The organism is Geobacillus sp. FSL K6-3411 (assembly GCF_037965715.1).
Taxonomy (GTDB): Bacteria; Bacillota; Bacilli; order Bacillales; family Anoxybacillaceae; genus Geobacillus; species Geobacillus thermodenitrificans.
On the sequence record NZ_CP150187.1, the window covers coordinates 1,132,926 to 1,146,169 of the forward strand.

The following is a 13,244-nucleotide window of genomic DNA, read 5'->3' on the forward strand; positions in this document are numbered from 1 at the left end:
TTAACGGACTAAGAAGACATTTGCTAAAATAAGGCTAGCGTGACTGTGCTAGAAAGCGGGGGAGAGGCATGAACATTGGCATTGTCGGCGGCGGGGCGGTTGGACTGCTACTTGCTGCCTATCTCGGGCAGCGCCACGAGGTAACAGTTTATACGAGACGCTTGTCTCAAGCTGAGCAGCTTGCCAAGTGTGGCGTTGCGCTGAAAAAAGATGGGAAAACAGAGGTTGTAGCGGTTCGAGCGCAGCCGTTTGCTGGGGCGGAGCTCGTTGAGCCGCTTGTGTTCGTGACCGTCAAACAATATGATATCGCAGCTGTTTGCGCACAACCCGATTCGTTTCGCTGCGTCCGCACGCTTGTGTTTTTGCAAAACGGCATGGGCCACATTGAAAAGCTATCCGCTTTTGCTGATAAAAACGTCATCGTCGGTGTCGTAGAGCATGGCGCACTGAAGCTTGACGACCGGACGGTAGTACATACAGGGGTTGGCAAGTTAACGCTCGCATCGTTGTACGGAGCTCTTGCTATGGCCGCCGAATTGTCTGGGGACAGTGATTTTCCAATTGAATGGGCGGATGATTGGGAGCGGGTTCTTGTCGACAAGCTCATCGTTAATGCGGTCATCAACCCGCTTACGGCGCTCTTGCAGGTAAAAAACGGGGCACTCCTTGAGGTGGCGCCGTATCGGGACATGATGGCGCAGTTGTTTGATGAAGTGAGACAAGTGTTGCCGCTTCATAGTGCCGAGCAGGCGTGGCAACGCATTGTCCATATATGCCGAAGCACGGCGGACAACTATTCGTCAATGTATATGGATGTGGCAAACGGGCGCCGAACGGAAGTCGATGCGATTTTAGGCTATGTGTTAAGGCAAGGGGAAGCGCGCGGGGTGGCGTTGCCGCTCGTCCGTTTTGTCTTTTGCGCGTTGAAGGGGAAAGAAGGGGGGAACGCGGATGGGTGATTGGCTCGCGTCGATACTGGCGACATTTGTGACGTTGCCGCTTTTCCTGTTTTTGCTCGTCTATTTGGGAGCGCGTTTGTTTGGGGGGCGGAAGCGGGCGGCATTTTACGCCGCGGTCAACGTTGCGACCGCGTTTTTTATTGCTGCCGTCTATGTTTTGCTGACCGTGTTGTTTGGAAAATCGTATTTTATTCATCTCCTTCTCTTTTTGCTTGGACTGCATGCCGCCATCGCGATCGGGTATTGGCGGAAAAAGGCAGATTTTCGCCTAGCAGCGGTGTTCCGTCTATTTTGGCGGGCGTGTTTTCTCATTTTTGCTTTCCTGTACGCCGGACTGCTCGTGTATGGCATGATGGTGCGTGTCGCCGCCAGCCTTTGAGCAATGATTTTTCTTTCTTTGCACCGAACATGCTATACTCATGAAAGAATACATAGGAAAGGGAGTTTTCGTCATGGAAGTTCGAGAAGTTCCGCTGCCGGCGACAACGAAGTTGGCGGCTGATTACATAACCGGTGCATTCCCAGCCGAAAAAGGGTTTGGCTATGCACGGACCGATGATGAGGCGTTTCGCCGGCGTCTGATTCACTTGCAAACAAGGACATATGACCGACATGGGCTGGCCGATTACTTGCAAGCCTATCACCGCCGTTTTTCAGCCAGCGCGGCGACGATGAACAATATCGATAAGCTGCGCGATGAAAACAGTGTTGTCATCGTCGGAGGGCAGCAAGCTGGACTGTTGACCGGCCCGCTTTATACAATTTATAAAATCATTACGATAATCCGGCTTGCCAAAGAGCAGGAGCAAAAACTTGGTGTACCGGTTGTGCCGCTGTTTTGGATTGCCGGTGAAGACCATGACATCGCCGAAGTCGACCATGTATATGTCGTAGAGGACGGCGAAGTAAAAAAAGTGGTGTATCCGCACAAATTGAAAGAAAAGCAGATGGCCGCCGATGTCCCTCTCGATCGCCAGCTTGCTGACGCGTGGATTGAGCGCGTCGTCAAAACATATGGGGAAACGGATGTGACGAATGAACTGCTTTCATTTCTCGCGGCGTGTCTGGACGATTCCCGCACGTTTGTTGACTTTTTTGCCGCTATTGTCCTGCGCTTGTTTGCCGATGACGGCTTAGTCGTTCTCAACGCTGGCGATGCATCGGTGCGCCCGCTTGAGCGCCGTTTTTTTGCTGCGCTCATTGATCGCCATCGCGATGTGACGTCAGCCGTGCTGGCCCAGCAAGAGGCATTGCGCGCGCTTGGATATGCACCGCTCATTGAGATCGCACCGAATGCGGCCAACTTGTTTTATTACGATGGCCGTGAGCGCTCTCTTTTGCACTATGATGAGGAAAGCGGGCTGTTTCGCAATAAAACGGGGAGTGTCGCCTTGACGAAGCAACAGTTGCTCGAGCTCGCTGAAGCGAAGCCGGCCTGTTTAAGCAACAATGTGGTCACCCGCCCGCTCATGCAAGAATATTTGCTGCCGACGCTCGCCTTTATTGCCGGGCCTGGGGAGATTGCCTATTGGGCGGAATTGAAAGAAGTGTTTGCGTTGTTCGGAATGGAAATGCCGCCAGTTGTGCCGCGTTTGCAGGCGACGCTTGTCAGCCGTTCACTGCAAACGGATCTGGTCGATATCGGTCTTGAGGCGGCCGATGTATTGTCCGGGCGCCTCGAGGCGGTAAAGCAGCAATGGCTCAAGGCAACCGCTGAGGCGCCGCTGACGGAGGCGTTTGCCAAAGCGAAAGCTGATATTGAGGCGGCACATCGGCCATTGCGTGAGCTTGGCGTGGCCATTGACCGCGGATTAGAGGGATTAGTGGCGAAAAATGCCGCCATCATTCAGGCACAAATCGAGTTTCTTCAGCAAACGTTGGAGCGGGCGTTGCTACGCAAACATGAGGTTGAATGGCGGAAATTTTGGCGTGTGGAAACGTCGCTGAGGCCGAACGGGGCGCCTCAGGAGCGGGTTTGGAACGTGTTTTACTATGTGAACCGTTACGGATTTGATTTTGTAGAAAAACTTTCAGCGATTAGCAACCCGGGAAACGGGATGCATAAAATTGTATATATATAAGGCTTTTTCAAAGAAAAAGTCGAAAAGAAAAATCCTGTTTCGAGCAGGATTTTTTTTTTCTTGAAATGAATAGTAAAAAAACAACCAAAATCGGATGGGAATAAAAGTAAAGGATCGATTTTTAAATTATGGTTCATATTGGTTTTGTCCGACAAAAATAAACAAAAAGGGACGCTTTTTTACAAAAAAAGCTAAAATTTTGTTCATCTTTGCGATATAATAAGGAAGCGGCCACTGGCCGATGCAAGTGCGTTCGGAAGCAACAAAGGTGGTGGACATATGTTTCAGCATACAACTGTGTTGTTAAAAGAGGCAGTCGATGGGCTGAACGTCCGTCCAGACGGTGTCTATGTTGATTGCACGTTAGGCGGCGGCGGCCATAGTGAATATTTACTCTCCCGTCTTTCAAAACGAGGAAAACTGTTTGCTTTTGATCAAGACGAGACCGCCATTTTGCACGCGAGCGAGCGGCTCGCCCGTTACCGTGAACAAGTGCAGTTCATAAACCGGAACTTCCGGTTTTTGCAGGAGGAGCTTTCAGCCCTTGGCATCCACGCTGTTGACGGGATATTGTTTGACTTAGGCGTTTCGTCGCCGCAGCTCGATGAGCCGGAGCGCGGCTTCAGCTATCAGCATGATGCGCCGCTTGACATGCGGATGGACCGCAAGCAGCGGCTTACAGCGGCGGAGATTGTTAACCGCTGGCCATATGAAGAGCTTGTCCGCATTTTTTTCCGCTACGGCGAAGAAAAGTTTTCAAAACAGGTGGCGCGCAAAATTGAAGAGGTGCGCCGTAAAAGACCGATCGAAACAACCGGAGAGCTCGTTGAAGTGATCAAAGCGGCGATCCCGGCACCAGCGCGCCGCAGCGGTGGACATCCGGCCAAACGCATTTTCCAGGCGCTTCGCATCGCTGTCAACGATGAGCTCGAGGCGTTTCGCGAAGCGCTCGAGCAGGCAATTGAACTGTTGGCGCCGGGTGGTCGAGTGAGCGTCATTACGTTTCATTCGCTCGAAGACCGTATTTGCAAAGAAACGTTTAAAAAAGCAAGCGAAAGCCCGCCATTGCCTCCGGGGCTTCCGGTTCTCCCCGATGATTACCGTCCCGTGCTGAAAATCATTACAAAAAAACCGGTTGTTCCTTCTGCTGAGGAGCTGGAACGAAACAACCGCGCCCGTTCGGCAAAACTTCGTATTGCTGAAAAACAGTAACGTGTGCGAATGATGGAAAAGAACGAGAGGAGAAATAGGAGGGGAAAGCTGTGAACAATTTGGCAGTTAAAGTAGTGCGTGAACAAAAGCGTCCGGCTGCACCGCCGAGCCCGAAGCCGCAGCGAAAACGTCGTTTTCGTCTCACATTGGCCGAGAAGCTGTTGATCGTCTCATTTTTGTTATTTGCCTTTTATGTGGCGGTTCAATTTGTCTCAAGCCAAGTGCAAATTTATGAGCTGAATAAAGACATACAAAAATTGGAGACGGCCATTGATGAACAGAAAAAGGAAAATAATGACTTGTACGTCGAAGTGCAGCAGTTGAGCTCGTACGAGCGCATTTTGCAAAAGGCGAAGGAGCTTGGGCTGTCACTGAACGAAGACCATGTGAAAGTTGTAAAGGAATGATGGAGAATGGAAATGAAAAAACATTCCAACACCCATCGAGGAGCAGGGATTTTGTTTATCGTTTTCAGCCTGCTCTTTTTTCTGCTCTTTGCCCGTTTTATCCAACTGCAATGGACCGGAAAAGCGGACGGTCATGTGTTAGCCGCGAAAGCTGAACAGCAGCATAAACAAAAGCGAGTGATCGAAGCGAAGCGCGGGACGATTTTCGATCGCAACGGCACCATTTTGGCGCAGGATGTACCTTCATATACGGTCGTGGCCATTTTGGATCCAGAGATGACGACCAACCCGGAACGTCCGCGTCATGTTGTCGATCCGGAAACAACGGCGAAAAAGCTTGCGCCGTTGCTTGGTATGGATGTCAAGGACATGGAGCGCATTTTAACGAAAAAGGCCAAGCAGGTCGAGTTCGGCTCCTACGGCCGCAACATCAGCTTTGAACTCAAGCGAAAAATTGAAGCGCTCGATTTGCCGGGCATTGCCTTCATCCGTGATACAAATCGGTTTTATCCGAATGGCACATTTGCTTCGCACGTGATCGGGTACGCACAAAAAAATGCGGAAAACGAAACAGTGGGCAAAATGGGTGTGGAAAAATGGCTTGATCGATATTTGCGCGAAACAGACGGCTATGTGTCATTTGCTGGTGATGTGAACGGCTTTCGCCTGCCGGAGGCAAAAGAACGTATCGTCAAGCCAGACAACGGGGCGAACGTCTATTTGACGATCGATGGAAAAATCCAAACATTTTTAGAAGACGCCATGAATAACGTTGAGAAGCAGTACAAGCCGAAGAAAATGATCGGTATCGTCGCTGATCCGAAAACAGGGAAAATTTTGGCTATGGCGACCCGTCCGAGTTTTGATCCGAATAAGCGCGACATTACGAACTTTTTGAATGATGCCATTTCCTATCCGTACGAGCCAGGGTCGACGATGAAGGTGTTTACGCTCGCGGCGGCTATTAATGAAGGGGTATATAACGGCAAGGAAACGTTTCGTTCCGGAGCGTACAAAGTTGGGCCAAACACTGTTCGCGACCACAACGATGTCGGCTGGGGAACAATTACATTTGACGAAGGAGTGCAGCGTTCATCGAACGTCGCTTTTTCCATTTTAGTGAAAGAAAAGCTCGGTGAAGATCGATTTTTGCAATATTTGCATCGCTTCCGCTTCGACCAGAAAACCGGCATCGATTTGCCGAACGAGTCTGTTGGGCAAATCCGCTATCGCTATCCGATTGAACGAATAACGACAGGATTTGGCCAAGGGACGTCGGTGACGCCGATTCAGCAAATTCAAGCAGCAACGGCAATCGCTAATGATGGAAAAATGATGAAGCCATACATCATTGAAAAAGTGGTTGATCCGGACAACGGCAAAGTCGTTCTTGATCATGAGCCGACTGTAGCCGGTGAACCGATCACTGCGGAGACGGCGCGCCAAGTGCGCGAGATTTTAGAGACGGTTGTCTCGTCGGAACACGGTACCGGCCGTCCGTACCAGATCGATGGCTACCGTGTCGCAGGCAAAACAGGGACGGCGCAAATTCCGTCGGCCGCCGGCGGCTACATGACGGGCCGGGAAAACTATATTTTTTCGTTTTTAGGTATGGCGCCGGCTGACGATCCACGGCTCATCATGTATGTAGCCGTTCAGCAGCCGCGGCTTGATGTAACGGAAACCGGGGCAGCGCCGGTGTCGCAAATTTTTACAACGGTGATGAAAAGCAGTTTGCAATATTTGCATATCGAGCCGGTAGAGAAAAAACAGACAGAGACGAAGAAGGCGGAACGGCGCGCGCTTGACTCGCTGATCGGTCAAACCGCCGTCTCAGCGGCGGAACAGCTGAAAGAAAAAGGATATGTGCCGGTTGTCATCGGCAACGGTAAAAATGTTGAACGGCAGCTTCCGAGCGGTGGGGAGCGCGTTCTTCCAGGGGAGCGAGTCGTGCTGAAAACGGACGGATCAGCAACGATGCCGGATTTGCGCGGCTTTTCGCTGCGGGACGCCATGAAAGTGGCCAACGTGCTCGAGTTGCGTCCGAGTACGAAAGGCACCGGTTATGTCGTCAGCCAAAGCATTCGTCCGGGAGCGGAAGTGCGCAAAGGAGATTATTTGATTGTCGAGCTGGCTTCTCCACGCCAATGGGAAGAAACGATGGCGAAGAAAGAAAAAGAGGCGGCTGAACGGAAGGACAACAAGCCGCACGAATGATTTTTGCCGTTCTATAACGGGGCGTACAAGCATATAGTGGAACGAGCCCATCACGAAGGAGGTTCCGCCATATGCGCGTGTCGTACGTTACCGTGCGCAAGCGGTTGACGATCGTGTTTTTGATCGGTATTTTCATTTTTGCGATTATCGATCTCCGTCTTGGTTACGTCCAATTTTGGCTTAGCGATATGTTAACGGAACGGGCGAAAGGGCTATGGGGCCGGAACATCCCGTTTGAACCGAAGCGCGGTGAAATTTTGGATCGCAACGGCGTCCCGCTGGCGACGAATATGAGCGCGCCGACAGTGTACGTCATCCCCCGGCAAGTGAAAAATCCGGCGGAGGCGGCGGAAAAGCTGTCCGTTGTGTTGGGCGCTTCAGTCGAATCAATCTATAAGCAAATTACGCAAAAAACATCGATCGTCCGTCTAAAGGAAGGGCGAAAAATTTCTGATGAAAAAGCGGCGAGCGTACGCGCACTTGACTTAGATGGGATCTATATCGCTGAAGATACAAAGCGTTACTACCCATTTGGCAGCTATTTGTCGCATGTGCTTGGCTTTAGCGGCATTGACAATCAGGGGCTCACCGGGCTTGAGCTGTATTATGACAAAGAACTAAGCGGCGAACGCGGCTCTGTGCAATTTTATTCCGATGCCAAAGGACGACGCATGCCCGGTATAGCGGACGACTATACGCCGCCGACCGACGGCTTGGATTTAGTGCTGACCATTGACTCGCGCATCCAGACGATTATCGAACGGGAGCTTGATATCGCGGAGGCAAAATACAATCCAGACGGCATCATCGCCATCGCTATGAACCCGAATACGGGCGAAATTTTGGCGATGGCGAGCCGCCCTACTTTCGACCCGGCCAACTACCGGGACGTCCCTCCGGAAATTTACAACCGCAATTTGCCGATTTGGAGCACATATGAGCCAGGGTCAACGTTCAAAATCATTACGCTTGCGGCAGCTCTTGAGGAAGGAAAAGTGAATTTGCTCAAAGACCACTTTTTTGACCCGGGCTATGCCAAAGTAGCCGGTGCTACGCTTCGTTGCTGGAAAAAAGGCGGCCACGGAGAGCAAACGTTTTTGGAAGTCGTGCAAAACTCTTGCAACCCAGGGTTTGTAGAGCTGGGAGAACGACTAGGAAAAGAAACGTTGTTTAAGTACATTAAGCAGTTCGGGTTTGGCGAGAAAACCGGCATCGATTTGCAAGGGGAAGGAACCGGAATTTTGTTTGATTTAAAACGGGTAGGGCCGGTTGAGCTGGCGACGACCGCGTTCGGCCAAGGGGTGTCGGTGACGCCGATCCAGCAAGTCGCTGCCGTATCGGCTGCGGTCAATGGCGGTGTTTTGTACACTCCATACATTGCCAAGGAGTGGATCGACCCAGAAACGGGTGAAATCGTCCGGCGCAATACGCCAAAGGCGAAACGGCGCGTTATTTCCGAGGAAACGTCGAAACAAGTCCGATATGCGCTTGAGAGTGTCGTTGCCCAAGGAACAGGGAAAAAGGCGTATGTCGAAGGATACCGTGTCGGCGGAAAAACCGGAACGGCGCAAAAAGCGCAAGGAGGCCGCTATTTGCAAAACAACCATATCGTATCGTTCATCGGTTTCGCTCCGGCTGACGATCCGCAGCTTGTCGTATACGTCGCCGTTGACAACCCGAAAGGGACGGTTCAGTTTGGCGGTACGGTCGCCGCGCCGATCGTCGGCAAAGTGATGGAAGACAGCCTACGTGTGATGAACGTAAAACCTCGCAAAGATCAACTCGCCAAAGAGCGGGACTGGAACGAGCCGAAAGTGCTGGAAGTACCAAACTTAATCGGATTGACAAAAAAAGATTTGCAAGAACAACTTTTTGACTTAAAATTAGATGTTAGTGGCGAGGGAGATGTGGTCGTTGAACAATCTCCAGAGCCAGGTGCGAAAGTGAAAGAGGGGTCGACAATTCGCATTTATTTGGCGAAAAACGAGACGGCAGAGGAGCAGTAAATGATCGCACAAGGGGCGGCCGATGCGATGATTCATCGGGTTGGTTGTGCCCCTTTTTCCGCTGTCCGCATCGTTGGGCGGGCTATTTATAAGCGAAAGGGATGAAGCAAACATGAAATTACAAACGCTGCTGTCACGCTTGCCCGGCTTTTGGGTGCATCGTGGGGGCAACCCGGATATCGTTGCGCTGGAGATGGACTCGCGCCATGTCACGCCTGGTTCTCTCTTTTTTTGTGTGAAAGGATTTACCGTGGATGGACACGATTTTGCCGAACAGGCGGTGGAGCGCGGGGCGGTGGCGATTGTCGCCGAGCGCCCGCTCTCGGTGAATGTGCCGGTTGTTGTTGTGCCGGACAGCCGGCGAGCGATGGCGATTTTAGCGGATGCGTTTTACGGTCAACCGACTCACCGCCTTCATTTAATCGGAGTGACGGGCACAAACGGTAAAACAACGACGACTCATATCATTGAGCAGGTGGCGAGAAAAGCCGGCAAGAAAACCGGGATCATCGGCACGGTTGGGACGAAAATCGGCGACCGTTCTTACCCGGCAGTGAATACGACACCGGAGTCACTTGTCTTGCAGCGTACGTTTAAACAAATGGTTGACGAAGGTGTGGAGTTTGTAACCATGGAAGTGTCATCACACGCCCTTCACCAAGGACGGGTGCACGGTTGCGATTACGACGTCGCCGTGTTTACGAACTTGACACAAGACCACTTAGACTATCATGGAACAATGGAAGAATATCGGAACGCCAAAGGGCTGCTGTTTGCCCAACTTGGCAACCGTTACGACGAGCGGCGGCCAAAATTTGCCGTTCTCAATCATGACGACCCCGTTTCGCAATATTATAAACATATGACAGCTGCACCGATCATCACATATGGCATAAAGGAAAAAAGCGATGTGATGGCAGAGCAAATCGAAATGACTCCCGGCGGCATGGCATTTCAACTGTGCACTCCGCATGGGACCATGGCGATCGAAACGAAGCTGGTCGGCCTGTTTAACGTCTATAACCTCCTCGCTGCCACAGCCGCTTGCCTTGCGTCCGGCTTTTCGCTTGCGACGATTGCCGAGGCGCTCGCTGATGTCTCGCCGGTGCCGGGGCGGTTTGAAACGGTCGATGAAGGGCAAAATTTTACTGTTATTGTCGATTATGCTCATACGCCGGATAGTGTGGAAAATGCACTGAAAACCGTGCGGCAATTTGCAAAGCGAAACGTGTATGTTGTGATCGGCTGCGGCGGTGACCGCGACCGAACAAAGCGGCCGCTCATGGCGCAAGCGGCGGTGCGCTATGCGGATGTCGCTGTTTTTACCTCCGACAATCCGCGCTCGGAAGACCCGAGGCAAATTTTGCGCGATATGGAGGCCGGCGTTAGTGCTGGGGACGGGACGTATGTGACCATTCCCGACCGGGAAGAGGCGATCCGGTATGCCATTGGGCAGGCGCAAGAAGGTGATGTCGTGTTAATTGCCGGCAAAGGGCATGAAACGTATCAAATCATCGGCGACGATGTGATCGACTTTGACGATCGCGCTGTCGCCCGAGCGGCGGTGAAGGAGAGAAGATGACGATGGTTACGTATAAAATGGTGCAATCCATTGCGGTGGAGGCGCGCGGCATTATCGATGAGACGATTCGTTTTCACGCCGTGTTTGTCGACCCCGCGAAGCAAGTGAAAAAAGGGCTGTTCGTTCCGCTCAAAAATGCGGCGGAAACGTTGAAAACAGCCATTGATCATGGGGCGATCGCTTCATTTTGGCCGATCGGCGAGCCGCTGCCCCGCTATATTCCCAACCAGTTTCCGCTCTTTTTTGTTCCGTCGCCGCTTGAAGCGGCTGCCAGGTTGCTTGAGCGGTACTTAGGGCAAAGCGAGGGCGACGGGGGCACGGAATTTTCTTTTACGTTCTCGGAAAAAGGCGGAACATACGCTCCAGCTGATACTGAAGCTCGCCTGCAGCTCGCTGAATTGCAGAGAAGGTGGCTGAGCGTGCGGCCGGCAAAAGGATGTGACGATTCATGCCAGAGCAAATAATCGTCATTGCGATGGCGGTCTCCTTTTTAATCACAGTCATTTTGTCCCCGCTATTTATCCCGTTTTTGCGACGGTTAAAATTTGGGCAAAGTATTCGCGAGGAAGGACCGAAGTCGCACCAAAAAAAATCGGGCACTCCGACAATGGGCGGCATAATGATTTTGCTTTCCATCATTGCGACGACCGTATGGGTGACGGCCAAGTTTTCCGTTCTTTCGGCGGGGACATATTTATTGTTGTTTGTAACGATCGGTTATGGGGTGCTCGGCTTTTTAGACGACATGATTAAAGTTGTGATGAAGCGAAATCTTGGACTGACAAGCCGGCAAAAATTTATCGGCCAGCTCATCATTGCGGTCATTTTCTTTTTTGTCTATCGGCAAAGCGGTTTTTCGACAGCGCTACATATTCCCGGCACTGACTGGTCGTTTGACCTTGGTTGGGCATACGGGGTGTTGCTGTTGTTCATGCTCGTTGGCGGTTCGAACGCTGTCAATTTGACCGATGGGCTTGACGGGCTGCTCGCCGGAACGGCGGCCATCGCCTTTGGCGCTTACGCCGTCTTGGCTTGGAATCAAGGCCAGTACGACGTGGCTGTGTTTTGTGTGGCTGTTGTCGGCGCCGTGCTCGGCTTTTTAGTGTTTAACGCTCATCCGGCGAAAGTGTTTATGGGCGATACCGGTTCGCTTGCGCTCGGCGGAGCGATTGCCGCCGTCGCTGTCTTAACGAAGCTTGAGCTGCTGCTTGTTGTGATCGGCGGCGTGTTTGTCATTGAGACGCTGTCGGTCATTATTCAAGTTGCCTCATTCAAAATGACCGGTAAGCGCGTCTTTCGTATGAGTCCGCTCCATCATCATTATGAGCTCGTCGGCTGGTCGGAATGGCGCATTGTCGTCACGTTTTGGGCTGTCGGCCTTTTATTCGCAATGCTAGGAATTTATATCGAGGTGTGGATTTAATTGAAACCGACTCCTTTTTATCAACATCGTCGTGTGCTTGTCATTGGATTGGCTAAAAGTGGGGCGGCGGCGGCTCGGTTGCTTGCTGAATTAGGTGTTGAAGTCGTCGCCAACGACCAAAAACCGTTGGAGGAAAATGCGGAGGCGAAGAAGCTGGAGCAGCTCGGTATCCGCGTCGTTTGTGGTGGTCATCCGCTCGAGCTGCTCGATGAGCCATTTGATCTTGTTGTGAAAAATCCAGGAATTCCGTATACAAACCCGTTGGTCGAAAAGGCGCTCGAAAAAGGGCTTCCGATTGTGACAGAAGTGGAGCTTGCCTATCGTATTTCTGAGGCGCCGTTTATCGGTATTACCGGGTCGAACGGAAAAACGACGACAACGACGCTCATTTATGAGATGTTAAAGGCGGACGGCCAAGACCCGCTGCTTGCTGGCAATATTGGTCTTGTGGCCTGCGAGGTGGCAAAGGAAGCGAAACCGGATCAATGGCTTGTCACCGAGCTGTCTTCGTTCCAACTGGCCGGCATTGACGAGTTTCGTCCGAGGATCGCGGTCTTGCTCAACATTTTTGACGCCCACTTGGATTACCACGGGACGAAAGAAGCATATGCAGCGGCGAAGGCGAACATTTTCCGCAACCAAACAGCACACGATTACGCCGTCGTCAATGCGGATGATCCGCTTGTGATGGACATCGTCTCGTCCGTTCGGGCGCAAAAGGTGCTGTTTTCGGTGACAAAGCCGCTTGGTGAAGGGGCGTACGTCCAAGATGGCACTGTTTATTGGAACGGTGAGTCGGTCATCCAGATCGCCGACATCGTTCTCCCCGGTCAGCACAATTTGGAAAATATTTTAGCTGCAGTAGCAGCTGCTAAACTAGCTGGCGCTAGCAATGAGGCCATCCGTCGGGTGTTGACGACGTTTACGGGCGTGAAGCACCGACTTCAATATGTGGCTGAAGTCGACGGACGGCGATTTTACAATGATTCGAAGGCGACGAACATATTGGCGACGCAAAAGGCGCTCGCGGCGTTTGCTGATGAGCCGGTCATTTTGCTGGCCGGTGGGCTTGATCGCGGCAATGAATTTGATGCCCTTCTCCCATACTTGCAACAGGTCAAAGCCATGGTGCTGTTTGGCCAAACGGCGGCCAAGATTGGCCGCGTGGCTCGGGAGGCGGGAATAGAAACGGTAGAATATGTCGATAATGTGGAAAAGGCCGTCCCGGTTGCCTTTCGGCTTTCAGAGCCGGGCGATGTCATTTTGCTCTCTCCGGCATGTGCTAGTTGGGATCAATATAAAACTTTCGAGGAGAGAGGGGACATTTTTATTAACGCCGTGCATAAGTTGAAATAGA

Annotated in this window: 11 protein-coding genes; all 11 read left to right on the forward strand. The window is 51.8% G+C overall.

Annotated features, from left to right (window positions below):
* Positions 1-68: 68 nt before the first annotated feature.
* Complete coding sequence (locus tag NSQ22_RS05820; protein WP_008878699.1) at positions 69-959, forward strand: 2-dehydropantoate 2-reductase; 891 nt, start codon at positions 69-71, stop codon at positions 957-959.
* Positions 952-1,338: a DUF3397 domain-containing protein gene (locus NSQ22_RS05825; RefSeq protein ID WP_339264307.1), complete on the forward strand. Its 387-nt coding sequence runs from the start codon at positions 952-954 to the stop codon at positions 1,336-1,338. The genes NSQ22_RS05820 and NSQ22_RS05825 overlap by 8 nt, the downstream gene beginning before the upstream one ends.
* Before the next feature lie 73 nt (positions 1,339-1,411).
* Positions 1,412-3,040 carry a bacillithiol biosynthesis cysteine-adding enzyme BshC gene (bshC, locus tag NSQ22_RS05830; protein ID WP_081157219.1) on the forward strand — a complete coding sequence of 543 codons (1,629 nt, stop codon included), beginning with the start codon at positions 1,412-1,414 and terminating at the stop codon, positions 3,038-3,040.
* Between the two features lie 279 nt (positions 3,041-3,319).
* The gene (gene rsmH / locus NSQ22_RS05835; RefSeq protein ID WP_008878696.1) at positions 3,320-4,252 is read left to right on the forward strand and encodes a 16S rRNA (cytosine(1402)-N(4))-methyltransferase RsmH; all 933 of its coding nucleotides are present in this window, start codon (positions 3,320-3,322) and stop codon (positions 4,250-4,252) included.
* A 50-nt stretch (positions 4,253-4,302) separates the two neighbouring features.
* Positions 4,303-4,659, forward strand: a complete 357-nt coding sequence (ftsL, locus tag NSQ22_RS05840) for a cell division protein FtsL (protein ID WP_008878695.1) — start codon at positions 4,303-4,305, stop codon at positions 4,657-4,659.
* Positions 4,660-4,665: 6 nt separating this feature from the next.
* Positions 4,666-6,876, forward strand: coding sequence for a PASTA domain-containing penicillin-binding protein (locus tag NSQ22_RS05845; protein ID WP_011887097.1), 2,211 nt, complete (start codon positions 4,666-4,668; stop codon positions 6,874-6,876).
* Positions 6,877-6,947: 71 nt separating this feature from the next.
* On the forward strand, positions 6,948-8,882 hold the full coding sequence (locus NSQ22_RS05850; RefSeq protein WP_008878692.1) for a stage V sporulation protein D: 1,935 nt from the start codon (positions 6,948-6,950) through the stop codon (positions 8,880-8,882).
* 112 nt (positions 8,883-8,994) lie between these two features.
* The gene (locus NSQ22_RS05855; protein ID WP_081157220.1) at positions 8,995-10,464 is read left to right on the forward strand and encodes a UDP-N-acetylmuramoyl-L-alanyl-D-glutamate--2,6-diaminopimelate ligase; all 1,470 of its coding nucleotides are present in this window, start codon (positions 8,995-8,997) and stop codon (positions 10,462-10,464) included.
* Positions 10,461-10,928 carry a hypothetical protein gene (locus NSQ22_RS05860; protein ID WP_008878689.1) on the forward strand — a complete coding sequence of 156 codons (468 nt, stop codon included), beginning with the start codon at positions 10,461-10,463 and terminating at the stop codon, positions 10,926-10,928. Before NSQ22_RS05855 ends, NSQ22_RS05860 begins: the two co-directional genes overlap by 4 nt.
* The gene (gene mraY, locus NSQ22_RS05865) at positions 10,913-11,887 is read left to right on the forward strand and encodes a phospho-N-acetylmuramoyl-pentapeptide-transferase (RefSeq protein ID WP_008878688.1); all 975 of its coding nucleotides are present in this window, start codon (positions 10,913-10,915) and stop codon (positions 11,885-11,887) included. The genes NSQ22_RS05860 and mraY overlap by 16 nt, the downstream gene beginning before the upstream one ends.
* Positions 11,888-13,243 (forward strand): UDP-N-acetylmuramoyl-L-alanine--D-glutamate ligase, encoded by a 1,356-nt coding sequence (gene murD, locus NSQ22_RS05870; protein WP_029760420.1) that lies wholly within the window; start codon positions 11,888-11,890, stop codon positions 13,241-13,243.
* Position 13,244 lies beyond the last annotated feature (1 nt).

What these genes read in the sequence shown, in the direction of transcription:
- NSQ22_RS05820 (WP_008878699.1), top strand. Translation starts at nt 69, where the DNA reads ATGAACATTGGCATTGTCGGCGGCGGGGCGGTTGGACTGCTACTTGCT.
- NSQ22_RS05825 (WP_339264307.1), top strand. Translation starts at nt 952, where the DNA reads ATGGGTGATTGGCTCGCGTCGATACTGGCGACATTTGTGACGTTGCCG.
- bshC (WP_081157219.1), top strand. Translation starts at nt 1,412, where the DNA reads ATGGAAGTTCGAGAAGTTCCGCTGCCGGCGACAACGAAGTTGGCGGCT.
- rsmH (WP_008878696.1), top strand. Translation starts at nt 3,320, where the DNA reads ATGTTTCAGCATACAACTGTGTTGTTAAAAGAGGCAGTCGATGGGCTG.
- NSQ22_RS05845 (WP_011887097.1), top strand. Translation starts at nt 4,666, where the DNA reads ATGGAAATGAAAAAACATTCCAACACCCATCGAGGAGCAGGGATTTTG.
- NSQ22_RS05850 (WP_008878692.1), top strand. Translation starts at nt 6,948, where the DNA reads ATGCGCGTGTCGTACGTTACCGTGCGCAAGCGGTTGACGATCGTGTTT.
- NSQ22_RS05855 (WP_081157220.1), top strand. Translation starts at nt 8,995, where the DNA reads ATGAAATTACAAACGCTGCTGTCACGCTTGCCCGGCTTTTGGGTGCAT.
- NSQ22_RS05860 (WP_008878689.1), top strand. Translation starts at nt 10,461, where the DNA reads ATGACGATGGTTACGTATAAAATGGTGCAATCCATTGCGGTGGAGGCG.
- mraY (WP_008878688.1), top strand. Translation starts at nt 10,913, where the DNA reads ATGCCAGAGCAAATAATCGTCATTGCGATGGCGGTCTCCTTTTTAATC.